The organism is Achromobacter sp. B7, assembly GCF_003600685.1.
In the GTDB taxonomy this organism is placed as follows: Bacteria; Pseudomonadota; Gammaproteobacteria; order Burkholderiales; family Burkholderiaceae_B; genus Achromobacter; species Achromobacter spanius_B.
On the sequence record NZ_CP032084.1, the window covers coordinates 3,897,152 to 3,921,199 of the forward strand.

General features: G+C 65.6%; 20 protein-coding genes. 5 read left to right on the forward strand and 15 right to left on the reverse strand.

The window, feature by feature from the left end; genetic code table 11:
* Positions 1 to 15 precede the first annotated feature (15 nt).
* The 5 genes from ccoS to DVB37_RS17580 all read right to left on the reverse strand — a co-directional run bounded on the left by ccoS (position 16) and on the right by DVB37_RS17580 (position 4,335).
* Entirely contained in the window at positions 16 to 177 is a 162-nt protein-coding gene (ccoS, locus tag DVB37_RS17560; protein WP_046805402.1) for a cbb3-type cytochrome oxidase assembly protein CcoS, read from the reverse strand.
* Positions 174 to 1,148 (reverse strand): membrane protein, encoded by a 975-nt coding sequence (locus DVB37_RS17565; protein WP_046805456.1) that lies wholly within the window; start codon positions 1,146 to 1,148, stop codon positions 174 to 176. The genes ccoS and DVB37_RS17565 overlap by 4 nt, the downstream gene beginning before the upstream one ends.
* 74 nt (positions 1,149 to 1,222) lie before the next feature.
* Positions 1,223 to 2,419, reverse strand: a complete 1,197-nt coding sequence (locus tag DVB37_RS17570; protein ID WP_104144318.1) for a CaiB/BaiF CoA-transferase family protein — start codon at positions 2,417 to 2,419, stop codon at positions 1,223 to 1,225.
* A complete protein-coding gene (locus tag DVB37_RS17575) occupies positions 2,416 to 3,297 on the reverse strand; it encodes a CoA ester lyase (RefSeq protein WP_104144317.1) in 882 nt (293 codons plus the stop codon). Before DVB37_RS17575 ends, DVB37_RS17570 begins: the two co-directional genes overlap by 4 nt.
* A gap of 39 nt (positions 3,298 to 3,336) precedes the next feature.
* Entirely contained in the window at positions 3,337 to 4,335 is a 999-nt protein-coding gene (locus DVB37_RS17580; protein WP_120156330.1) for a tripartite tricarboxylate transporter substrate binding protein, read from the reverse strand.
* Between the two features lie 145 nt (positions 4,336 to 4,480).
* Here DVB37_RS17580 and DVB37_RS17585 point away from each other — a divergent pair, with 145 nt between their 5' ends.
* Complete coding sequence (locus tag DVB37_RS17585; protein WP_120156331.1) at positions 4,481 to 5,338, forward strand: LysR family transcriptional regulator; 858 nt, start codon at positions 4,481 to 4,483, stop codon at positions 5,336 to 5,338.
* Here DVB37_RS17585 and DVB37_RS17590 read toward each other — a convergent pair.
* Complete coding sequence (locus DVB37_RS17590) at positions 5,335 to 6,231, reverse strand: LysR family transcriptional regulator (RefSeq protein ID WP_120156332.1); 897 nt, start codon at positions 6,229 to 6,231, stop codon at positions 5,335 to 5,337. The two genes, DVB37_RS17585 and DVB37_RS17590, sit on opposite strands and share 4 nt — an antisense overlap.
* Positions 6,232 to 6,337: 106 nt before the next feature.
* On the opposite strand from DVB37_RS17590, the gene DVB37_RS17595 reads away from it, so the two are divergent.
* Positions 6,338 to 7,402, forward strand: a complete 1,065-nt coding sequence (locus DVB37_RS17595; RefSeq protein ID WP_046805408.1) for an NAD(P)-dependent alcohol dehydrogenase — start codon at positions 6,338 to 6,340, stop codon at positions 7,400 to 7,402.
* 174 nt (positions 7,403 to 7,576) lie between these two features.
* Here the strand turns inward: DVB37_RS17595 and aceA are convergent, their stop codons facing one another.
* Positions 7,577 to 8,896, reverse strand: a complete 1,320-nt coding sequence (aceA, locus tag DVB37_RS17600; RefSeq protein WP_046805409.1) for an isocitrate lyase — start codon at positions 8,894 to 8,896, stop codon at positions 7,577 to 7,579.
* Between the two features lie 320 nt (positions 8,897 to 9,216).
* On the opposite strand from aceA, the gene queF reads away from it, so the two are divergent.
* The 3 genes from queF (at position 9,217) to DVB37_RS17615 (ending at position 12,813) form a co-directional block, all read left to right on the forward strand.
* Positions 9,217 to 10,041 carry an NADPH-dependent 7-cyano-7-deazaguanine reductase QueF gene (gene queF / locus DVB37_RS17605; RefSeq protein ID WP_120156333.1) on the forward strand — a complete coding sequence of 275 codons (825 nt, stop codon included), beginning with the start codon at positions 9,217 to 9,219 and terminating at the stop codon, positions 10,039 to 10,041.
* Between the two features lie 173 nt (positions 10,042 to 10,214).
* Positions 10,215 to 11,369 (forward strand): M20 aminoacylase family protein, encoded by a 1,155-nt coding sequence (locus tag DVB37_RS17610; protein ID WP_046805411.1) that lies wholly within the window; start codon positions 10,215 to 10,217, stop codon positions 11,367 to 11,369.
* 106 nt (positions 11,370 to 11,475) lie between these two features.
* Complete coding sequence (locus tag DVB37_RS17615) at positions 11,476 to 12,813, forward strand: MFS transporter (protein WP_052946036.1); 1,338 nt, start codon at positions 11,476 to 11,478, stop codon at positions 12,811 to 12,813.
* Between the two features lie 33 nt (positions 12,814 to 12,846).
* On the opposite strand, the gene DVB37_RS17620 is transcribed toward DVB37_RS17615, so the two are convergent.
* The 8 genes from DVB37_RS17620 to DVB37_RS17655 all read right to left on the reverse strand — a co-directional run bounded on the left by DVB37_RS17620 (position 12,847) and on the right by DVB37_RS17655 (position 24,046).
* On the reverse strand, positions 12,847 to 14,181 hold the full coding sequence (locus DVB37_RS17620) for an MFS transporter (RefSeq protein ID WP_120157546.1): 1,335 nt from the start codon (positions 14,179 to 14,181) through the stop codon (positions 12,847 to 12,849).
* 286 nt (positions 14,182 to 14,467) lie between these two features.
* Positions 14,468 to 15,040 (reverse strand): CDP-diacylglycerol--glycerol-3-phosphate 3-phosphatidyltransferase, encoded by a 573-nt coding sequence (gene pgsA / locus DVB37_RS17625; RefSeq protein ID WP_046805412.1) that lies wholly within the window; start codon positions 15,038 to 15,040, stop codon positions 14,468 to 14,470.
* A gap of 85 nt (positions 15,041 to 15,125) precedes the next feature.
* Positions 15,126 to 16,955 carry an excinuclease ABC subunit UvrC gene (gene uvrC / locus DVB37_RS17630; protein WP_046805413.1) on the reverse strand — a complete coding sequence of 610 codons (1,830 nt, stop codon included), beginning with the start codon at positions 16,953 to 16,955 and terminating at the stop codon, positions 15,126 to 15,128.
* Positions 16,918 to 17,976, reverse strand: a complete 1,059-nt coding sequence (gene nagZ, locus DVB37_RS17635; RefSeq protein WP_104144311.1) for a beta-N-acetylhexosaminidase — start codon at positions 17,974 to 17,976, stop codon at positions 16,918 to 16,920. The genes uvrC and nagZ overlap by 38 nt, the downstream gene beginning before the upstream one ends.
* A gap of 72 nt (positions 17,977 to 18,048) precedes the next feature.
* Entirely contained in the window at positions 18,049 to 18,480 is a 432-nt protein-coding gene (acpS, locus tag DVB37_RS17640; protein ID WP_046805459.1) for a holo-ACP synthase, read from the reverse strand.
* Between the two features lie 84 nt (positions 18,481 to 18,564).
* Positions 18,565 to 19,305: a pyridoxine 5'-phosphate synthase gene (locus DVB37_RS17645; RefSeq protein WP_046805415.1), complete on the reverse strand. Its 741-nt coding sequence runs from the start codon at positions 19,303 to 19,305 to the stop codon at positions 18,565 to 18,567.
* Positions 19,302 to 20,819, reverse strand: a complete 1,518-nt coding sequence (locus tag DVB37_RS17650; protein WP_046805416.1) for an efflux transporter outer membrane subunit — start codon at positions 20,817 to 20,819, stop codon at positions 19,302 to 19,304. The genes DVB37_RS17645 and DVB37_RS17650 overlap by 4 nt, the downstream gene beginning before the upstream one ends.
* Entirely contained in the window at positions 20,816 to 24,046 is a 3,231-nt protein-coding gene (locus tag DVB37_RS17655; protein WP_046805417.1) for an efflux RND transporter permease subunit, read from the reverse strand. Before DVB37_RS17655 ends, DVB37_RS17650 begins: the two co-directional genes overlap by 4 nt.
* Positions 24,047 to 24,048 lie beyond the last annotated feature (2 nt).

The window sequence follows — 24,048 nt, forward strand, 5'->3', positions numbered from 1 at the left end:
GGGCGGGGTTTGCGCTTAGCCGCGCGAGCCGCGACCGCTGTCGTCGTCGCGCAGGATCGCCGTGCCCGCGTTGTCGGTATCGTCGTACTGGCCGTTGAACACGGCCCACCACAGCGATACGCCGATGGCCAGCACGAACAGCAGCGACAAGGGCAGCAAGAGATAGAGGATGGTCATGGCGCGGCTTCCAGCGCGCCGACGGGTGCGCTGCCAACCGACCAGTCGCGGCGGCACAGGCGCCACGAGTTATAGGCCACGGCCAGCGAGGACAGCAGCATCGTGATGGCGGCCAGCCAGGGTTGCACCCAGCCCAACAACGCCAGCGGCGTCATCAGCAAATGCCAGATCAACGAGCCGTACAGGTTCTGGCGGGCTTTCTCGCGCGCGCGGCGCAGCAGCGCGCCCAGCGCGGCGTCCGACATGGTCGGGTGCGCGGCCAATGCCGAATGCGCGGACGCCATGGCAGTGGGCACCGCCATCGACATCGCACAGGGGCAGCTCATGACCAGCAGCGCCACCATCACGGGCAGGCTGTGGGCGGGGTCGATGGCCGCCCAGCCGATAGCGGCGGCCAGCGCCAGCACCACCTGCGCCAACACGAAGCGCGAGGCCAGCCGATCGGCGCGCGCGCCCAATTCCAGCCGTTGGGTTTCCACGCGCTGATGCCGCAGGCCGCCCGCCGCGTCGCCGAAGGATTGGCGGGCGCACAGTTCCAGGTAGCGCGCGGTCAGCAAGAACGCCACGAACATCGTGACGGAATCGAAATAGACGTCGCCGCGCCCGGTCCAGGTGGCGTGAACGCTGGGAACAAACGCCGCCACGATGCCCAACGCAACGGGCACGTCCATGCCCGCGCGGCCGTGGCGCAGGTTGTCACCGGCATGGCGCCAGATGGGCCAGGCCGAATACAGCACCACGGGAATGGTCAGGGCGAAGCTGGCCCAGTTCATCAGCACGATGGCCCAGTCCAGCGTTTCCAGCGCGTCGGCGGGCATGCTGTCATGGCGTAGGTAACCGGGCCACGCAAACATCATGACCTGCATCATGGCGAGCCACGCCAGCGACAGGCGCACCAAGGCGTGGCGGCGTTGCTGGCGGTCGGCGTCGGACAGGGACGCCGGGACGGCGAAAATCGATTTTGCTCGCATGCGCCGATGGTACCCAGCGGCGAAGGCCGGCACCTTGATCTGGATCAAGGCGGCATTTCCGGCGTCCAAGCGAGCTATCGCAACGCGCCGCGCTTTTTCAGGTCGGCCACCCGCTCGGCGCAGATTCCCGCTTCGGCCAGCACCTCTTCGCTGTGTTCGCCAAACGCGGGCGCGGCGCGCGGCGTGTCCGCCTGGCTGCGGCCGAACTTGATCGCCTGCGCGAAGCCCCGGTAGCTGCCAACGACCGGATGCGCGAATGTGGAGATCATCTTCTCGGCCTGCACCTGGGGAAAGTCGAACATGTCTTCAACGCCGCGCGCGGCGGCGCAAGGCACCTCTTCGCCAAACCAGGCCTCCCATTCCAGCGCGGTGCGCGCGCGCAGCGCTTCATGCAGGCGCGGCACGATTTCGTCGCGATGCTCGGCACGCTTGCGCACCGAGTCGTAACGCGGATTCGCAGCCAGGTCCGCCAGCCCGGTCTTCTCGCACAAGGCCTGCCAGAAGTGCGGCGTGTTGGCCGAGATATACAGATAGCCGCCGCCCGTGGGGTGCAGGCCCGTGATGCCGCCCGAACGCATGTCGCGCCCGATCTCGCGCGGTTCGCCCTCGGCCCAGACCAGCCGGGCCGATTGCAACGCCAGCGCGCTGCGCAGCAAGGACACGCCCACGAACTGCCCGCGACCGCTGCGTTCGCGTTCATACAGCGCCGACGCCACCCCGGCCGCCACCATGGACGACGCGTAGTAATCCACCACTGAGCCGTACAGGATCTCGGGCGGGCCTTCCGCCTTGCCCTGCAACGCGCACATGCCCGTCATGGTTTGCAGCACCTGGTCGTAGCCGGCCTTGTCCTTGAGCGGACCGGTTTCCCCATAGCCGGTGACGGCGCAGTAGATCAGCCGGGGGTTCACCTCGGCCAGCTGCTCGTAGGCGATGCCCAGGCGCGCGGGCACGCTGGGTCGGAAGTTGTGCACCAGCACGTCGGCCTGGCGCGCCAGGTCGTGCAGCACCGCCAACGCGTCGGGCTGTTTCAGGTCCAGCACCAGCCCGCGCTTGCCCCGGTTCACGCCCAGGAAGGCGCGGCTTTCGGTGTCCAGCGTGGATGGATACTTGCGCAGGTTGTCGCCCGTGGGCGGTTCCACCTTGATGACGTCCGCGCCCTGGTCCGCCAGCAGCGTGCAGCCATACGGCCCGGCGATGTAGGCGCTTAAGTCCAGCACGCGTACGCCCGCCAGCGGGCCACCGGTACAAACGTGTTCAGTTGCCATCATTGCTGTTGCTCCGTGCCGTCCAGCCCCAAGGCCTGGGCCGAACGCAGTATCGCTTCGGCGCGGCGCAGGAACGGGCCGTCGATCATGCGGCCGTCCACCACAAACGCGCCGACGCCTTTGTCCGATGCCTCGCGCGCGGCCTGCACCACGCGGGTAGCGTGGGCGATTTCTTCATCCGTCGGGCGAAACGCGGCGTTGACCAGCGGCACCTGGCGCGGGTGAATGCAGCTTTTGCCCAGGTAGCCCAGGCTGCGCGCCAGCTCGGCCTCGGCGCGAAAGCCCGCTTCGTCTTCGATATTGGCAAAGGCCGAGTCATAGGCAAACACCCCCGCCTCGGCCGCCGCCATGCGCAGCGCAAACATCGCCTGCTGCACGGCCACGTTCTGGCGGCGGCTGATGCCGGCGGGTTCGAAAAGATCCCCCAGGCCCAGCTGCAAGCCGGCCACCGACGGATGCGCGGCCGCCAAGGTGGCCGCCCGGCGCAGCGCGCGGGGCGATTCAATGTTCAACAGCAACCCGACCGGCTCCTTCACGCCATTGGCGGCACGCGCCTGTTCGATGGCGCTGGCCGCCGCCACCACGTCGGCCTCGCTTTCCGCCTTGGGCAGATTCACCAGATGCAGGCCCGGCCGCACCACCGCCTGCACGTCGGCATGAAAATGCCCGCTGTCCAGCGCGTTGACCCGCACGATCAGCGTCTTGCCCGACGCCGCGGTCTGCGGGTCGGCCAGCATGCGGGCCAGGTGCTCGCGCGCTTCGGCCTTGCGCGACGGGGCCACGGCGTCCTCCAGGTCGAACGACAACGCGTCCGCGGGGCCGCTCAATGCCTTGGCGAATAACTCGGGACGGGAACCTGGAACGAACAGTTTGCTTCTCATGCTTGCGCTCTTGTGACGGAGGTTGAATCGGGGTCGTGCTTATTGAATGGATATGTTCCGGTCGCGCGCCACCTGCTTCCACTTGGCGGCGTCGGCCTGCACCAGATCGGCAAACTGCGGCACGGTCAGTTCGGCCGGCACCGCGCTTTCCTCGGCGAACATGGCGCGCATCTTGTCGTCGTTGACGATGGCGCGGATCTCGGCGTTCAGCTTGTCCACCAGCGGCGCGGGGGTGCCGGCCGGGGCCAGCACGCCCCACCACAGTTCCACCGAGTAGCCGGGCTGGCCTTCACCGATGGTGGGCAGGTTGGGATAGAACTGCGACCGCTTGGGTGACGTGACGGCCAGCACGCGCAGCTTGCCGCCCTTGAGCAGCGATGCCGTCGACGCGAAGCTGCCGATCACGAAATCGACGCGGCCACCGGCCAAATCGTTCAGCGCGTGCGACATGCCCTTGTAGGGCACGTGCGTGAACGCCGTCTTCTCGCCACCCGCCAGGATTTCGCTGGCCATCTGGTTGACCGAGCCCAGCCCGGCGCTGCCGTAGGTCAGCTTGCCCGGTTCTTTGCGGCCGACAGCCAACAGGTCGGCCATGGATTGGTACGGCGAGTCCTTGCCCACCACCAAGGCCATCGGGCTGCGCGCCAGCATCGCCACGGGCGCGAAGCTGCGCACCACGTCGTACTTCAAATTGGTCTGTACCGCCGCGTTGGTGGTCAGCGTGGACGAAGACAGCATCAGCACCGTGCCGTCCTTGGGTGCGCGCGCGACGTATTCCGCGCCAATCGCCCCGCCCGCGCCGGGCCGGTTTTCAACAATGACGGTGTTCGACAGGCGCGCCCCCAGCTTTTCGGCCAGCACGCGTGCGAACACGTCATTGCTGCCGCCAGGCGGAAACGGCACCACCATGGTGATGGTGGGCGGTATGGAGGCGGACTGCGCCATGGCGGTCGCGGGCGCGCCCGCGGCAACCGCCAGCGTCAGGCTCAGGGCCAACGCGGGTATGGCCGCGCGCAGCGTGTGCAAAGTCAGGTTCATCGTAGGTCTCCTCGGTGTCGGTCTGTTCCGGCAGGCGTGGCACGCCCGTCCCGCAGCCGCTTTTCGTTGTGGTCGTCTCGCATACTAGGACCGGCCACTGATGATATAAAGCGAGGATTCTTAAAACACTACGTGAGGATTCCTGATGAAGATCGAATCTTTCCGTACGCTCAATGCGGTGCTGCGCGGCGGCAGCTTCGCGGCGGGCGCCGCGGACATGAACCTGTCGCCCAGCGCCGTCAGCTTGCAGATGAAGCAGATGGAGCAATACTTCGGCCAGCCGCTGTTCGACCGGTCGGCGCTACAGGTCAGGCCGAACGCCTTTGCCGCCGAAGTGGACGCGGTGCTGCAGGACGCGCTGGCCCGGCTGGACGAACTGCGCCGGCGCAGCACGCCCGCCGTTGAAGGGCGCGTGCGGCTGGGCACCATCGAACCGTTGCAGGTCACGCTGCTGCCCCCGCTGCTGCGCAAACTGCGGGAACGCTATCCCCAGCTGGACGTGCGGCTGGTGCGCGGCCGCGCCACCGAATTGACCGAGAAACTGAAAAAAGGGGAAATCGACGCCGCGATCATCACGCAGCCGCAGACGGGCGGGTCCAGCCGCCTGGTGTGGACGCCGCTGTTTCGGGAAACGCTGGTCCTGATCGCCCCGCCCGATTCCACGGAAACGCGCGTGGCCGAATTGTTCCAGCGCTACGAATGGATTCGCTTTGACAAGACCACTATCGGTGGCCGACTGGCCGCGCGCTATGTGGCGCAGCACGCGCCGCACGCGCGCTGCCGCATCGAAATGCAGTCCCTGGCGGCGCTGACGGCGCTGGTGTCCGCAGGGCTGGGGGTCTGTGTGCTGCCCGAGCCGGGGCGCAACCTGCTGGACGTGCATCCCGTGCGCGTGTTGCCGCTGGGCAAACACGCGCCGTACCGGCAGATTTCCTTTGTGTGCCGGCAAGCAGACGAAGAGAACCGGCTGGTGCAGGCGCTGCTGGAAGGTGCGCGGCCTTAGCTGGGCTCTGCCTGCTTGGCCATATCGATAAACGCGCGCAACGCCGACGATACGCGACGTTGCCTTGGGTAATACAGCATGAAGCCGGCAATTGTGGGGCACCAGTCATCCAGCATGCGCACCAGCCGGCCGGATTGCAGCAGGTCGCGCACGTAGTATTCCGGCACGCAGCCGATGCCGATGCCGTCCACCGCCGCGCGCACTTCCGCGTGCACGTCGCTAAGCGCGATGCGGCCGGACACGTCGACTTCAATCGCCACCCCGTCCTTTTCAAATTCCCATTTGTAGTAGCGCCCGCTGGGAAAGCGGTAGCGCACGCACTCGTGGGCCAGCAGGTCGTCGGGATGGCGCGGCAATGGCCGGCCCGCCAGGTAGGCGGGCGACGCCACGGTCGCCGCGCGCAGGCTGGGGCCGATCGGCACGGCCACCATGTCTTCCGGCACGGCCTCCAGCAAGCGCACGCCCGCATCGAAACCCGAGCCGACGATATCGACAAAGCTGTCGTCCTCGGCGATTTCCAGGCGGATATCCGGGTACGCCCCCAGGAAGCGCCCGGCCATCGGCATCAGCAACATGTAGGACGCGGCGCGAGACGTGTTGATCCGCAGCGTGCCGGACGCCGAACCCCGAAAGTGGTTCATCTCTTCCAACGCGTCGCCCAGGTTGGCAAGGGCGGGAAGCAGGCGCTCGGCCAGGCGCTGGCCGGCGTCGGTCAGCGCCACGCTGCGCGTCGTGCGGTTGAACAGGTTCACGCCCAACCGTTCTTCCAGGCTGCGGATCGCGTAGCTGACGGCGGACGTGGACAGGCCCAGTTCTTCGCCCGCGCGGCGAAAGCTGCAATGCCGGGCGACGGCGGCGAACGCCGCCAGGTGCGACAGGTTATCTGCCTGCATGATTATGCAAATTCCTTGAATAAAGCATGCGGAAATTCTAGCTTGATAGCGGGAATGCCGAGGAATATTGTGAACGTCTGCTTAACAAATTTAATTCGAGTTCACCATGATCCAAGCCCGTGGCTATGCCGCCCACAGTACCGACACCCCGCTCGTCCCGTTCAGCTTCACGCGCCGCGAGCCGGGCGATGACGACGTGCTGATCGACATTCTTTACAGCGGCATCTGCCATTCCGACTTGCATCAGGCGCGCGGCGACTGGGGCAATTCGGTGTTCCCGATGGTGCCGGGCCACGAGATCGTGGGCCGCGTGGCGCAAGTGGGCAAGAACGTCACCAAGTTCAAGGCAGGCGATTTCGCGGGTGTGGGTTGCATGGTGGATTCCTGCCTGCATTGCAAGGCCTGCCGCTTGAACCTGGAGCAGTACTGCGAGGAAGGCGCCACCCTGACCTATAACGACAAAGAACGCGGCAGCGACCAGCTGACGTTTGGCGGCTATTCCGACCGCATCGTCGTCAAGGAACACTTTGTTGTGAAGGTGTCTGACAAGCTGGATCTGAAGGCCGTTGCTCCGCTGCTGTGCGCCGGCATCACCACGTATTCGCCGCTGCGCCACTGGAAGGTCGGCCCCGGCCAGAAGGTGGGCGTGATCGGCTTGGGCGGGCTGGGCCACATGGGCGTGAAGTTTGCCCATGCCATGGGCGCACATGTCGTGATGATCACCACTTCCGCCGACAAGGGCCGCGACGCCAGGCGCCTGGGCGCCGACGAGGTGCTGGTGTCGCGCGACGCAGAGGCGATGGCGGCGCACGCGGGCACGTTCGATTTCCTGTTGAACACCGTGCCCGTCAGCCATGACGTGAACCCGTACCTGGCGCTGCTGACGCTGAACGGCACGATGGCGCTGGTGGGCGCGCTGACGCCGCTGGACCCGATTCCGGGCGCGAACCTCATCATGGGCCGCAAGTCGATCGCGGGCTCGGCCATCGGCGGCATGGAAGAAACGCAAGAGATGATGGACTTCTGCGCCGAACACGGCATCGTCAGCGATGTCGAGATCGTGCCGATCCAGGCCGTGAACGAGGCCTATGAACGGCTGGTAAAAAACGACGTGAAGTACCGCTTTGTCATCGACATGGCGTCGCTGGCGCAAGAGGCGGCGGCCGCTTAAGAGCAACAAGGCGCCGGGGGGCTGCGCCCCGAGGGAAAAAAAAGGGTGCCCGAAGGCACCCTGAATCCACCCTACAACAGCACCTACAACTGCAAAGCAATCTATCCGTGCGTCACCCGGTCAGCGCTCACCGGGTGACGCACCATGCGTTCAAGCAATCACGCATTCAAGCGTTCAAGCCACCTTCTGTTCCTTGCCGTGTTCGAACTGGGCTTCTTCCGTGGAGCCCGTCAGCGCCGTGGTCGAGGACTGGCCGTTTTCAATCGTCTGCGTCACGGCGTCGAAGTAGCCGGTGCCCACTTCGCGCTGGTGCTTCACGGCGGTGAAGCCCATTTCGGCGGCGGCGAATTCCTTCTGCTGCAATTCCACGAAGGCGCTCATCTGGCGGCGGGCATAGCCGTGGGCCAATTCGAACATGCCGTAGTTCAGTGCATGGAAGCCGGCCAGCGTGATGAACTGGAACTTGTAGCCCATGGCGCCCAGCTCGCGCTGGAACTTGGCGATGGTGCCGTCGTCCAGGTTCTTCTTCCAGTTGAACGAGGGCGAGCAGTTGTACGCCAGCAGCTTGCCCGGGAATTGGCGATGGATCGCGTCCGCGAACTTGCGGGCATATTCCAGGTTGGGCGTGGACGTTTCGCACCAGATCAGGTCGGCGTACGGCGCGTAGGCCAGGCCACGCGAAATGGCTTGATCGATGCCGGCCTTGGTGCGGAAGAAGCCTTCCACGGTGCGCTCGCCGGTGATGAACGGGCGGTCGTTTTCGTCCACGTCGCTGGTCACCAGGTCGGCGGCGTCGGCGTCGGTGCGGGCCAGCAGCACGGTCGGCGTGCCCATCGTGTCGGCCGCCAGGCGCGCCGACACCAGCTTGGCCACGGCTTCGCGGGTGGGCACCAGCACCTTGCCGCCCATGTGGCCGCACTTTTTCACGGACGCCAACTGGTCTTCGAAGTGCACGCCCGAGGCGCCGGCGTCGATCATTGCCTTCATCAGTTCAAAGGCATTGAGCACGCCGCCAAAGCCCGCTTCGGCATCGGCCACGATGGGCGCGAAGTAATCGATATAGCCTTCGTCGCCCGGGTTCTTGCCTTCCATCCATTGGATCTGGTCGCAGCGCGCCAACGAATTGTTGATGCGGCGAACCACTTGCGGCACCGAGTTGGCGGGGTACAGCGACTGGTCGGGATACATCTCGCCGGCCAGGTTGGCGTCGCCGGCCACTTGCCAGCCCGACAGGTAGATGGCCTTCAAACCGGCCTTGACCTGTTGCATGGCCTGGTTGCCGGTCAGGGCGCCCAGCGAATTCACGAAGGGTTCGCTATGCAGCAGTTCCCACAGACGGGTGGCGCCACGTTCGGCCAGCGTGTGCTGCACGCTGATCGAGCCGCGCAGGCGGATGACATCCTCGGCGCTGTAGTCGCGCTTGATGCCCTGCCAGCGGGTGTTCTCGGCCCAGTCTTTCTGCAAATTGCGGATTTCGGTTTCGCGAGTGCTCATGGTGATGCTCCTGGTCAGTGATAAGAAGACTTCAAAGATTCGCGTCTTGCATTGCGTGAATCGTTGGACAAAGTCTATGCCTCTGCTGCAAAGCAAGGTGGGCTTGTGTCTTATAGAAGACGAAAAATATTTGCCTATAAAATCAATAGGTTGAACGGGGCATTTCGCATCACGAAACGCTTTTGTCATCTATGAAATGCGCTTTGGTTGCGTAGCAGCAGGAACTTTCACATCACGAGACTTACATTTCACAATGCGGAAAAACGGCCTTTTTTGCAGCGCCTACAATGCCGCTATTCCCCAGCTATTCCTGATTTGCCATGACCCTGTCGCACGGCCCCCTGGGCCAGAGCGTGGCCTACGCCTCGCAATACGATCCCTCGCTGCTGTTCCCCATCGCGCGGTCGCACAACCGCGCGGCGCTGAACCTGACCGCCGGCAACCTGCCCTTTACGGGCGTTGATCTCTGGAACGCCTACGAGCTGTCCTGGCTGGACGCCAAGGGCAAGCCGCGCGTGGCAATGGCCACGTTCTCGGTGCCGGCCGACAGCCCCAACATCATCGAATCCAAGTCATTCAAGCTCTATCTGAATTCGTTCAACCAGACGCGGCTGGTCAATTCCGCCGCGCTGCGTGGGCGGCTGGAACGCGACCTGAGCGCCGCGGCCGGCGCGCCGGTGGGCCTGGACTTCTTCCTGCCCCAGCGCTTTTCCGAATTGCAGATGGGCGAGATGGACGGCATCTATATCGACAAGCTGGATATCGAGATCGACACCTACGAGCCGGCGCCGCAAGTGCTGCGCACGCGGCCGGGCAACGTGGTCCAGGAAACGCTGGCATCGCGGCTGTTGAAGTCCAACTGCCCCGTGACGGGCCAGCCGGATTGGGCCAGCGTGCAGATCCGCTACCGGGGCGCGCCCATCGACCGGGAATCGCTGCTGCGCTATGTGGTGTCTTTCCGCCAGCACGCCGAATTTCACGAACACTGCGTCGAGCGCATCTTCAGCGACATCATGCAGGCCTGCGCCCCCGAACAGCTGACCGTGTACGCGCGCTACACGCGCCGTGGTGGGCTGGACATCAACCCCTGGCGCAGCAACTTCGAAGCCGCGCCCCCGGCCGACGTGCGCACCGTTCGCCAATAAAGCCGACGCGGCGCGCCGCCTGGCGCGCGCCGCGGCTTGCCCGTTCTCACGCTTAGTTACATACGCACTGCCCGCCACCGTTTTCGTTTATGGTTCGCACGGCATCAGGGCGGGCCGACCGGCTCGCCGCCACATCCGAACCTTAGACATTTCACTCCCCCAAGGAGGCGGCAATGCAAGTGCGAGATTGGTTTGTCGAGCGTCAACCCGAGTACGCGCAATGGAGGCAAGACCTGCATGCGCACCCCGAGTTGAGTTTCCAGGAACACCGCACCGCCGAGCTCGTCGCGGCCAAGCTGCGGCAATGGGGTCTGGACGTGCATGCCGGCATCGGCGGCACAGGCGTGGTGGCCGTGTTGCAGGGCGAACGGCCGGGCAAGCGCCGCATCGGCCTGCGCGCCGACATGGACGCGCTGCCCATGCAGGAAAAAACCACGCTGCCCTACCGTTCCACCCATGAAGGCACGTTCCATGGCTGCGGCCACGACGGCCACACCGCCACGCTGCTGGCCGTGGCGCAGCACCTGTCGCAAAACCGGGACTTTGCCGGCACCATCAACTTCATCTTCCAGCCCGCCGAGGAAACCCTGGCCGGCGGCGTCGCGATGATGGCCGATGGACTCTTCAAGCGCTTTCCGTGCGACGAAATCTACGGCCTGCACAACAACCCCATGGTCGGCAAGGGCCGCGTGGCCGTGCGCGAAGGCGCATTGCTGGCAGCTTGTGACGGTTTTGTCATCCGCGTGCATGGCGTGGGCTGCCACGGCGGCATGCCGCAACAGGGCAATGACCCGGTCGTCATCGCCTGCCAGTTGGTGGGCATGCTGCAAACCGTTGTCAGCCGCGCGCTGGACCCTCTGGAATCGGGCGTGGTCAGCGTCGGCATGATGAACGGCGGCACTGCGCCCAACGTCATCCCCGACCTGATCGAGCTGCGCGGCACGATCCGCACCATGAGCCTCGCCGCCCGCGAAACAGCCCTGCGCCGGGTGCGTGAAATGTGCGAGGGGCTTGGGGTTGCCAACGCCACCCGCATCGACGTCGAATTCGGCATGGGCTGCCCCCCGACCATCAACGCGCCCGGGCCGGCGGCCACCGTCACGGCGGCCGCCACGCGCGTCGTCGGCGCCGACCTGGTCGATGACCGCATCACCCCGTTGATGGCGGGAGAAGATTTCGCGTATCTGCTCCAGGAATGTCCGGGCGCCTACTTCTTCGTAGGCCAGGACGGCCACTTCTGCCATCACCCGGAATACGACTTCGACGACGACATCCTGCCCACGGGCGCGGCCGTCTTCGTTGAGATCGTGCGCGACCGCCTGGGCTGATCCGCCCTTTTCCCTGGCTGTTTCCCTTAGCTTTTCCATCCACGGACGCGCCGCTGCGGCGCGCCCGTGTTCCCTTACGCCTGTACGGCGCTTGCAGGAGTCCGTGATGACGCCTCCGTCTTCCCCCGCTTATCAAGTTTCCGCCGCCATGCGCCGCCGCGTGGTCATTGCGTCGGTGCTGGGCAACGCCTTCGAATGGTTCGATTTCGCCATCTACGGCATGTTTGCCGCCGTGATATCACGGCTGTACTTCCCCACGGGCGACAACGCGACGTCGCTGCTGCTGGGGCTGGCGACCTTTGGCGTGGCCTTTGCGGTGCGACCCATCGGCGGGCTGGTGCTGGGCATGTACGCCGACCGCCACGGACGCCGGCGTGCGCTGTCGCTGATGATCCTGATGATGGCGGGCGGCACCGCCATGATCGGCGTGCTGCCCACCTACGCGTCCATCGGCATGGCCGCCAGCGTGCTGATGCTGGTGGCGCGCCTGATCCAGGGCTTTTCGGTGGGCGGCGAATATGCCAGCGCCAGCGCCATGCTGGTGGAGTTTGCGCCGCCCAACCGGCGCGGCCTGTACGGCAGCTTTCAGATGTGCTCGCAGGCGCTGGCGTTCTCGGCCGGCGCGGGCGTGGTCTATCTGCTGTCGTCCAACCTGTCGACCGCAGACCTGGAAAGCTGGGGTTGGCGCGTGCCGTTCCTGTTCGGCATCCTGATCGGGCCCATCGGCTATTACCTGCGCACGCAGGTGGACGAAACGCCCGAATTCCGCAAGTTTCAGGATCAGCGCGTCAAGCCCACGCAGACCACGCTGCGCACGCTGTTCTCGCGCTATCCGCGCGAACTGACCGGGTCGTTCTGCATTGTGGTCACGGGCACGGCGTCCAATTACGTCATGCTGCTATACCTGCCCCTGTTTGCCGTCACGGAGCTGGGCCTGACGATGGGCGACGCGCAGCTAAGCAGCGCCTTGGCCGCCGTGTTGCTGCTGGTGTTGTGCCCGCTGTCCGGCGCGCTGTCCGACCGCCTGTCGCGCCGCGCCCTGATGCTGCCGGCCACGTTCGCCTTTGGCGTCGTCACCTGGATCATGATGGCGCGCGTGCTGCAAGAGCCGTCGTTCGCCACCCTGCTGCAAGCGCAGTTGGCGGCGGCGGCGTGCATGGGCGTGATGTGGGGGCCGACGCCCGCGCTGATGACCGAGATCTTGCCGGTGAACCTGCGGTCCACGGGCGTATCCCTGTCGTACAACCTGGCCGTGATGCTGTTCGGCGGCCTGGCGCCTTTTATCAACACCGCGTTGATCCAACGTACGGGTGACCTGATGGTACCGGTGTACTACGTGGCGTTTTGCGTCTTCATCGGGCTGATCGGCTTGCTGCTGCTGGGGCCGGGCAAGCCGCGCGGCGATACCGGGCTGCACGCGGCGCTGCAAGAAAGGCCGGCGTAATGACGGCCTCGGCTTGAAAGCGGTGGCGCCGGCTCAGGGCCGGGCGACCGCCGCCCCCGCCATGACGGGATCGGCGCGGCGCGCCTGCACCGCGATCCATTGCGCCAGCAGCGCCGCCGCCGTGAACGCCACGCCCGCGCCCACCCACGGGCCCTGGCGGAAACCGGCATCCAGCAAAATGCCGAAGGCCAGCGGCCCCAGCGCCGACCCGACGTCCATGCCCGAATACACCAGCCCATAGACCGAACCGGTCGAGCCCTTGGGCGTTACACGGCGGATCAACATGTCGCGGGACGGCGCGGCCACGCCCGAGCAGAAGCCGGCCAGGCCCACCACCGGCGCGGCCAGGGCGGCGGGCACCCAGCCCAGCGCCAGCACCACCAGCGTCAAGCCCGCCAAGAGCAGCGCAACCATCACGGTGCGCTCGGTGCGCGGGTTGGCCGATACCAGGAAGCCGCCCGCCGCCATGCCCACGGCCGAGGCCACCATGTAGCCGGACAGAGCCGAGCTGGCCACCACGTTGGACAAGCCATACAGCTGATCCAGCAACGGAATCGTGTAGTTCTGCACCGATGACAAGGCAATCGACGTGCAGGCGAAGAACAGGAACGCGCCCCACAGCGCCGGCTTGGACAGCAACGTGGCCAAGGTGGCCAGCACGCCTTCTTGCGGTTTGGGCGCCTGCGCGGCCGCGGCCTTGGCCGGGGAGGCCGCCGTGTTGGTATTGCCGGTGTCGTCGCCCATGACGTCGGCGCTTAGCGGCAACGGGCCGCCCAGCAAGTGGCCGCCCAGCACGGTCAACAGCAGCACCACCGCCACCAACCCGGCGGCGCTGTAGGCCGCCACGCGCCAGTCGGCCAGCAGGATGATCGTGGTCATGAAAACCGGGGTCAGGGCCCAGCCCAGGTTGCCGGTCAGCCCATGCGCCGAAAACGCGTGGCCCAGCCGCGACGCCGTGATGCGGTGGTTGATGATGGAGTAATCGGCCGGGTGGAAAACGGAATTACCGATACCGCCGACGATAGCCGCCGCCATCAACATCGGGTAGCCGTTGGCCGACCCGATCAACACGCCCGACAGCACAAAGCACGCCAGGCCGAACCACAGCACGGGCCGTGCGCCGATGCGGTCCACGACAAAGCCGGACGACGCCTGCCCCACGCCCGACACGACGTAGAACGTGGCCACCAGCGCGCCGACGCGCGCGAAGTCCAGGCCGAAGGCCGTGGCCAGCGACACGTTCAGCAGCGGCAACACCAGTTGGAAGAAGTGCGAGGCGGCGTGCGCAACGCCGATCAGCAACATGGTTTTCCAGTCGCGCCGGCGAACGTCGGCTTCTGATGGAAGGATATGGGTGGCGGTGGTCATTGCAAAAAGCCGCGGCAGCGGCGCGTGGCGCAGGCGGCGAAGCCATGCGCGGGTTGTCTCCGGCAACGGCCGGGGAACCCGGACGTCGTGTTCATGGCGAATGCGGCGGCTGGGCCGGGCCGGATCGTGCCGGCCATCGCTCTTTCTCTATGTCGGCGGCCGTCCTGTCGCGAGCCGGGCCGCCGATTTGAAATTCAGGATACTGCCCGGTGGACCGGGCGCATACAGCACATACGGCCGATATGGCCGATATGGCCAACCCGCCGTAAACAACGCCTGCCAACGCCTACAGCGCCTTTTCGCGGATGGCGGGCCAGGCGCGTTGCAGGTAGTACAGCATCGACCAGACGGTCAGCACCGCCGCAACGATGATCAGTACATCGCCCAGCAGCTTGGTATTCATGCCGTAGATCGGCTGGTTGTACAGCAGGCACGGAATTGCCACCATCTGCGCAGCCGTCTTGAATTTGCCCAGCCGGTGCACCGCAACGCTGGCGCTGGCGCCAATTTTCGCCATCCATTCACGCAGGGCCGAAATGGTGATTTCGCGGCCGATGATGATCAGCGAGATAAACGCGTCGACACGGCTCAGGTCCAGCAGCACGATCAGCGCGGCGCACACCATCAGCTTGTCCGCGACGGGGTCCAGGAAGGCGCCGAACGCCGAGGTCTGGTTCCAGCGCCGGGCCAGCCAGCCGTCAAACCAATCGGTCAGTGCCGCGATGATGAACGCCCACGCCGCAAAAGAGTCGCGGGTGGGAACCGACATCCAGCTCTCGGGCAGGTAGAACAGCCCGACCACCAGCGGAATCATGGCGATGCGCAGCCATGTCAGGATAATGGGTACGTTAATTGGCATAGTGTCCGTATGCTACATCAGCCGGATGACGCTGGCTGTATCGGCGCGGTGGGTTGGCCGTGGGATGGCCGTGGGTTGGGCGCCCCTACCCACGCAGCGCCTCGTAGATGCGTTCCGCCAGGTCCTGCGAAATCCCGTCCACCGACGCCAGGTCCTCGATGCTGGCGGACGCCACCCCCGAAAACCCGCCAAACCGGGCCAGCAGTCGCTGCCGCCGCCGGGCGCCCACGCCCTCGATCTCTTCCAGCCGCGACACGTTGCGCGTCTTGGCGCGGCGCGCGCGCATGCCGGTAATGGCAAAGCGGTGCGCCTCGTCGCGCACCTGGGCGATCAGCATCAGCGCGGCGGACTCACCGCCCAGCGCCACGGGCGGGCGCTCGTCGGCAAACACCAGGGTTTCCAGGCCGACCTTGCGCCCTTCCCCCTTGGCCACGCCTACCAGCGTCTGGATATCCAGCCCCAATTCCGCGAACACCTTGCGCGCCACTTCGACCTGGCCCTTGCCGCCGTCGATCAGCACCAGCCCGGGCATCGGGGCTTCGCCGTCGGCCACCTTGGCGAACCGGCGCGTCAGCACCTGGCGCATCGCCGCGTAATCGTCACCCGGGGTGATGCCCGCAATGTTGTAACGGCGGTATAGCGACGGCTGCATGTCGTGGTGTTCGAACACCACGCAGGACGCCTGGGTGGCCTCGCCCGCCGTATGGCTGATGTCGAAACATTCAATGCGCAGCGCATCCAGCGCGGCCTCGTCGGTGTCCAGGTCCAGCGCCTCGGCCAGCGCCAGTGTGCGACCGGCGCGAGCGCCAGATTCGGTCAGTGCGCGCGCCAGGGCCATCTCGGCATTCTTGCCCGCCTGTTCCAGCCAGGATCGCCGCGCGCCCTGGGGCCGCGTCAGCATGCGCGACGGGCGCCCACCGGCCTGCTCGATCAGCAGGTTGATCAGTTCCGGGTCGGGCAAGGCGTGCGAACAGACCAGCACGGGCGGCATGGCGTTGTCGGTGTAGTGCTGGGCGATGAAGGCCTCCAGCACCTGCGGCGCGGCCTCGCCTTCGGCGTGCGTCGGAAAGAACGGCTTGTCGCCCAGGTGGCGGCCGCCGCGCACCATCGCCAGGTTCACGCAGACCTTGCCGCCCGCCACGGCCACCGCAATGATGTCGGTGTCTTCGCCGCTGGTGTTTTCCATGGTCTGCTGATGCAGCACGCGCGCCAGCGATCCCATCTGGTCGCGCAAGGCGGCGGCTTCTTCAAAGCGCAGCTCGCCCGCTGCCTGCTGCATGCGCGTTTCGATTTCGCCCATGACGTCTTTGGCCTCGCCGTTCAGAAAGCGCACGGCGCGCTGCACGTCGCGCTGGTATTCCTCGGCGTCGATCGCGCCTACGCAAGGCGCCGAACAGCGCCCGATCTGATGCAGCAGACAGGGCCGCGAGCGGTTGGCGAAGACGGTGTCTTCACAGGTGCGCAGGCGGAACACCTTTTGCAGGATCTGGATGGTTTCGCGCACGGCCCAGGCGTTGGGGAACGGCCCGAAGTACTGGCCGCGCTTGTTCGTCGCGCCCCGGTAGTAGGCAATGCGCGGCCATTCGTGGCCGGTGATCAGCAGGTACGGGTAGGACTTGTCGTCGCGAAACAGGATGTTGTAACGCGGCTTCAGGCTCTTGATGAGGTTGTTTTCCAGGATCAGCGCTTCGGCTTCCGAGCGCGTCACCGTGACCTCCAGCCGCGCCACCTTCGCCACCATCTGGGCGATGCGCGGGCTGGCCAGGTTCTTCTGGAAATACGACGAGACGCGCTTTTTCAGGTCGCGCGCCTTGCCGACATACATGACTTCACCGGCCGCATCCAGGTGTCGGTAGACACCCGGCAGATGCGGCAGGTCAGCCAGGAACGATTTGAGATTGAAGTCGTCGGGCATTCTGATAACGGCTTTCGGCCTGCAAGGTATCCCAGTCGGGCGCATCAAAACGCGGCATCAGGCGGCGGATGCGTTCGACCGATTCGGGCGCATGCTCGAACGTCAGTCGCGACAGCAGGTCGTCGGCCAGGTCCGGGCGGTTGCACACCAACACCATGTCGCAACCAGCGTTGAGCGCGGCGTTGGCACGGGCCAGGATATCACCTGCGACCGAGGCGCCTTCCATCGTCAGGTCGTCCGAGAAGACCACGCCGTCATAGCCCAGGCGCTTGCGCAGGATGTCCTGCACCCACTTTTTGGAAAAGCCGGCCGGGTGCTTGTCGACCTTGGGGTAGATCACGTGCGCGGGCATCACGGACGGCAGCACGGCGTCGCCCAGCCACGCGTACGGGGCGGCGTCGTCATTGAGGATGTCGTCCAGCTTGCGCGGGTCCACGGGGATCTCGTGGTGCGAATCGGCTTGCACATAACCATGCCCTGGGAAATGCTTGCCGCAGGCGGACATGCCGGCCAGCGACAGGCCCTGGATCAGGGCGCGCGACAGCATCGTGACCACGCGCGGGTCCGAATGGAAGGCGCGGTTGCCGATCACCTTGCTGACGCCGTAGTCCAGGTCCAGCACGGGGGTGAAGCTCATGTCCACGCCGCAGGCGCGCAGCTCGGCGGCCAGCACATAGCCGGCTTCCGTGGCCAGGCGCATGGCCTGCAAGGGGTCGCGGTCCCATAGCGTGCCCAGGTCGCGCATGGCGGGCAAGACGGTGAAGCCGTCTTCGCGGAAGCGCTGCACGCGGCCCCCCTCGTGGTCAACCAGGATCAGCAGCGGTTCCTTGCGGGCCTTGTGGATCTGGCGCGTCAGGCGGGTCAGCTGCTTGCGGCTTTCGAAGTTGCGGGCGAACAGAATCACGCCGCCCACCAGCGGATGGCGCAGACGCGTCTTTTCTTCTTTGGTAAGCGAGGTGCCCGCCACGTCGACCATCACGGGGCCGGGAGGCAGGACCACCTTGGATTTTTTCTTGGCCATGAGGCTGTCCTTATATCTGTGGGGCAAGCGGCGGGCGCGGGGCCTCGGCGCAAGCCGGGGCCGGGCTCGCGCCTACGGCTTGCGTTCGACCACCACGTAGGCGGCGGCCATGTCGGATTCGTCGGTAATGGATACGTGCGCGGCGCCGAAGCGCTGGCCATACCAGTCCAGCAATTCAGGGGCGATGACCAGCACCGGGCGCCCGCCCGGCGCGTTCAAGGTCTGCACGCGTCGCCAGGTCATGGGCATGCGCATGCCCAGCCCGATCGCCTTGGAAAACGCTTCCTTGGCGGCAAAGCGGGTGGCCAGAAAGCGGATGCCGCGCACCGGGTCGCGGGCGCGGCGCGCGTGGAATTTCAGCAATTCCTCGGCGCCCAGGATTTTTTCGGCAAAGCGGTCGCCGTGCCGTTCCAGCGCGCGTTCGATGCGGTCGATGCGCAACAAGTCCATGCCGATGCCGGCAATGGCGCCTGCGGGCAACGGGGCTTTGGGGGATTCAGACATGGGCGTCAACCAAAAACGGCAAAAACAGCGGCAAAAACAGCGGCGGGGCAAGCGTCGTGCGTATCCCTGCGATCCGGCCTGCGATCACAGGCCGCGCAGGGCCTTGAGCCGGGCTTGCACCATCACCGCCTTCATATCGCGCACGGCCTTTTCCCAGCCATCGAACACCGCCTGCGCCACGATGGCGTGGCCAATGTTCAGTTCGGAAATACCGTCGATGGCCGCCACCGGGGCGACGTTGCCCAGGTGCAGGCCGTGGCCGGCGTTCACGCGCAGGCCATGGCGCAAGCCTTCGGTGACCGCCACGCGGATGCGTTGCAATTCTGCCGCGCGGGCTTCCCCTTCGGCTTCGGCGTAGGCGCCCGTGTGCAGTTCGATCACCGTGGCGCCGGCCTTGGCCGCCGCCGCGATCTGCACCGGGTCTGCGTCGATGAACAACGACACCCGGATGCCGGCCTGGGTCAGCAAGCCCACCGCATCCGTCACCGCGCCCATGGCGCCGGCCACTTCCAGACCACCTTCGGTGGTCAGTTCGGTGCGCTTTTCAGGCACCAGGCAGACGTCGTTGGGTTTGACGGCGCAGGCAATCTCCAGCATTTCGGCGGTAATTGCGCATTCCAGGTTCATGCGCGTGCGCAGCTGCGGACGGATGGCGTAGACGTCCGCATCCTGGATATGGCGCCGGTCTTCACGCAGATGCAGCGTGATGAGGTCGGCGCCGGCGTCTTCGGCGCGCAGCGCGGCGGCCACCGGGTCCGGGTATACCGTATGGCGTTGTTGCCGCAACGTGGCAACGTGATCGATATTTACACCAAGTTCTATCATTGAGCGGTCGTCGTCACTTTGGTCGGTTCTTTCGTGGTTTCTTCCCAGCCGCCGCCCAACGCCTTGTAGAGCTCGACACGGTTGATCAGCGCGGCCAAACCGGTTTGCACCAGCGAAAGCTGGGCATTGAAGAAGTCCACCTGCGCGGTCTGCACTTGCAGGTAGCTGTCGATGCCATTGGTATAGCGCAAATTCGACAGTTCAAGCGTGCGCGAGGACGATTCCTGCAACGCGCGCTGCGCGTCCAGCTGCGCCCCGTACGTGGCTTCGCCCGCCAGCGCGTCTGACACTTCCCGGAACGCCTGCTGGATGGTCTGCTCGTACTGCGCCACGGCGATATTGTCGCGCGCCTTGGCCAAATTCAGCCCTTCGCGGATGCTGCCGCCCGCGAACAGCGGCGTGGTGATGGACGGCGAGAAACTCCAGTAGCCCTGCCCGCCCTTGAACAGATCGCCCAGCGACGGGCTGGCAACGCCCAACAGCCCCGTTAACGAAATGGTCGGGAAGAATGCGGCGCGCGCTGCGCCGATGTTGGCGTTGGCCGATAGCAGCTGGTTTTCGGCGGCCAGGATGTCGGGGCGACGTTCCAGCAGATCGGACGGCAGGCCGGACGGCACCGTGGCCAGCAACTGGTCGCGGCCAAACGGCGCGGCCGGCGGCAGGTCGGCGGGCAGCGGCGCGCCCACCAGCAGCACCAGGGCGTTCAAGGCCTGCGCACGGGCACGCGCCAGTTGCGCCAGGTCGGACGACGCCGTGTCCAGCAAGGACTTGGACTGGTTCAGATCCAGTTCCGAGGCCACGCCGCCGTCGAAACGGCGCTTGACCAGGTCATAGGATTCCTGGCGCGAGGCCAGCGTGCGTTGCGTCAAATCCAGCTGGACTTCGGCCGCGCGATAGTTGAAATACGACTGCGCGACGGAGCCGACCAGCGTGATCTGTACGGTTTTCTGCGCCTGCTCGGTCGACAGGTACTGCTGATACGCCGCTTCGGACAGATTGCGCAAACGGCCGAACAGATCGATTTCGAAGGTGGTCAGCCCGATACCGGCCTGGTACGAGCTGGAAATCGAACTGGAATCCGGCCCGCCCGCACGCATGTTGGCCGGCAGATGCTGGCGCTGGCCCTGGATGCCGGCGCCGATGCTGGGCCATTGCGCCCCGCGTTGAACGCCGTATTGGGCGCGCGCTTCTTCCACGCGCTGTACGGCCACGCGCAGGTCGCGGTTATTGACCAGCGCTAGCGAAATCAGGCTTTGCAGGCGAGGATCGCGGAAGAATTCGCGCCAGCCCAGGTCGGCGGCCGGCGTGCCGGCCTCGGGCACAACGGCCGAGGCCGGCTGCGTGCCCAACGACGTGGGATTGTTGTAGCCGCCGTATTGCACCTTGGGCTGATCGGGCCAGGCGCCCGTGACCGGGGCGTCGGGACGCTGGTAGTCGGGCGCCAGCGAGCAGCCGGCCAACGCCACCGCCACGAAGGCGGACAAGGCGGATTGCTTGATCATCAGGGCTTTCATGCCTTGCCCTCCGGGCCACCATTGGGTTGAACGGGGGTGTATCCCGCGTCTGCGTCGGGGGAGTCGCCGGCTGCCTTCTTGGCGGCCTGTTCTTCTTCCCAGGCCTTCAATTCGGCGCCCAACAGGCGCGGGCGGGTCTTGAACAGACCCAGCACCACCACGAAGAAGGTCGGCACGAAGATCACGGCGAACGGCGTGGCGGCCAACATGCCGCCCAGCACGCCCAAGCCGACCGCGCGCTGGCTGGCGGCGCCCGCGCCGGTGGCCATGGCCAGCGGCACCACGCCCAGGATGAACGCCAGCGACGTCATCAGAATGGGCCGGAACCGCAATCGGGCCGCTTCCACGGCGGATTCGTACAGCCCCATGCCCCGCGCGTACTGGTCCTTGGCGAACTCCACGATCAGAATGGCGTTCTTGGCCGCCAAGCCGATCACGGTCACCATGCCCACCTGGAAGTACACGTCGTTGGACATGCCCAGCGCGCTGACCAGCGCTACGGCGCCCAGCATGCCCAGCGGCACCACCAGCATGACCGACAGCGGGATGGCCCAGCTTTCATACAGCGCGGCCAACACCAGGAACACGATCAACAGCGACAGGCCCATCAGGATCGGCGCCTGGTTGCCCGCTTGCCGTTCCTGGTAGGACAGGCCCGTCCATTCGTAGCCGAAGCCTTGCGGCAGTTGCGCGACCAGGTTCTGCATTTCTTCCATGGCCTGGCCGGTGGTGTAACCCGGCGCGGCGCTGCCGCCGATACGCATGGATTCGTAGCTGTTGTAGCGCACCACCTGCACCGGCCCTTGCACCCACTCGGCCGACACGAAGGTGGACAGCGGCACCATGCCGCCCTGGGCGTTGCGCGCGTTCAGTTGCAACACGTCGGACAGTTGCATGCGATACGGCGCGTCCGCCTGGACCCAGATGTTCTGCATCCGGCCCATGTTGGGGAACTTGCTGAGGTAAGCCGAACCCACCGCCGTCGAGATCAGCGACGCCGCTTCGTTGAAGTCCACGCCCAAGGCCGCGGCCTTGTCGCGGTCAACGTTCAGCGTCAGCTGCGTACCGGCCGCCAGACCGGTGATGCGCACCTGCGACAGCACCGGGCTCTTCATTGCCATGCCCATCAGCTGGCCGGTGGCCGCGGCCAGGGCCTCGGACCCACCCGACCCACGATCCTGCAAGCGCAGGTCGAAGCCGGTGGCGTTACCCAACGACGAAATAGCCGGCGGCACCAACGTGAACACCTGCGCATCGTGGATGCCCATCAACTGCTTCTGGAAGGCATTGAACGCGATGGCGCCCGCGGAGTCCTGCTTGTCCTTGCGGTCCTTGAAGTCTTTCAAGGTGGTGAACGCGATAGCGGCGTTCAGCCCGTTACCGTTAAAGCTGTAGCCCTGCACGGTGATGATGTTTTCAACGGCCGGGACATTGCGGAAATATTCCTCGACCTGTTCGATCACTTCAACCGTGCGGTTGGCGCTGGCGCCCGTGGGCAGCTCGATGTTGCTGATCACGTAGCCCTGGTCTTCTTCGGGCAGGAACGAGGACGGCAGGCGCAGGTACAACCAGCCCAGCAGCAACACCAGCACCAGGAAGGCCAGCATCATGCGGCCGCCCTTGTGCAGAATGCGCGACACCCAGTTCTGATAGCCGTGCGTGGTGGCGTCGAACTTGCGGTTGAACCAGCCGAAAAAGCCCTTCTTCTCGTTGTGGTGGCCCTTGGGCACCGGCTTGAGAATGGTGGCGCACAAGGCCGGCGTGAAGGTCAGCGCCAGCAAGGCCGAGAAGAAGATCGACACGGCCATGGCCACCGAGAACTGCCGGTAGATCACGCCCACGGACCCGCTCATGAAGGCCAGCGGCAGGAACACCGTGACCAGCACCAGCGTGATGCCGATGATGGCGCCACTGATCTGCGGCATGGCTTTCTTGGTGGCTTCCTTGGGCGGCAGGCCTTCGGTGGCCATGATGCGTTCAACGTTTTCGACCACCACAATGGCGTCGTCCACCAGAATCCCGATGGCAAGCACCATCGCGAACATCGTCAATACGTTGATGGAAAAACCCAGCCCCAGCATCACCGCGAACGAGCCCAGCATGGCCACCGGCACCACCAGCGCCGGAATCAGCGTGTAGCGCACGTTCTGCAGGAACAGGTACATCACCAGGAACACCAGCACCATGGCTTCGACCAGGGTATGCAGCACCTGCTCGATCGACACCTTGACGTAAGGCGCGGTGTCGTAGGGGATGGCGTACTGGATGTTGCCCGGGAAGTACTTGGACAGCTCTTCCATCTGCTGGCGCACGCCCTGGGCCGTGGCCAGCGCGTTGGCGTCCGGCGACAGCACAATGGCGAAGGCCGCCGTGGGCTTGCCGTTCAGGCGGGCACCGAACTGGTAGTTGTCGGCGCCCACTTCCACGCGCGCGACGTCACGCAGCAGCACCTTGGAGCCATCGGTATTGGCGCGCAGCACGATCTTGCCGAAGCCTTCCACCGTGCTCAGCTGCCCGTTGGCCGTGACGGTGGCCGTGATGCGTTGCGATTCCGGGTTGGGCGGCGACCCGATGCTGCCACCGGAGATCAGCACGTTCTGCGCGGCAATCGCCTGATTGACGTCGTTCATGCTCAGGTTGAAGCCCACCAGCTTGTTGGGGTCCACCCAGATACGCATGGCGCGCGGCGCGGCGAACAGCTGGAACTGGCCCACGCCGGCCACCCGCGACACCGGGTTCTGCACGTTGCGCGTGATGTAGTCGGCCAGCGCCGTCTGATCCAGCGAGCCGTCGTTGGACGACAGCGTCACGATCATCAGGAAGCCGGTACTGGTCTGCTCGTATTGCAGGCCCTGCTGCTGCACGGCCGACGGCAACTGCGCGATCACGTTCGATACGCGGTTTTGCACGTCAACCTGCGCCAGGTCGGGGTTGGTGCCCGGGGCGAAGGTGGCGGTGATGGTGGCGGTGCCGTACGAATCGCTGACCGACTCGTAGTAGATCAGGCCCTTGGCACCGTTGAGCTTGTCTTCGATGATGCTGGTGACTGATTCCGCCACTTCCTTGGCGGACGCGCCCGGGTACGTGGCGGTGATGGTGATGGCCGGCGGGGCCACGTCCGGGTACTGCGCCACTGGCATGTTCGGGATGGCCAACACCCCGGCCAGCAAAATGAACAGGGCAACTACCCAGGCAAAAATTGGTCGATCAATGAAAAATTGCGGCATGT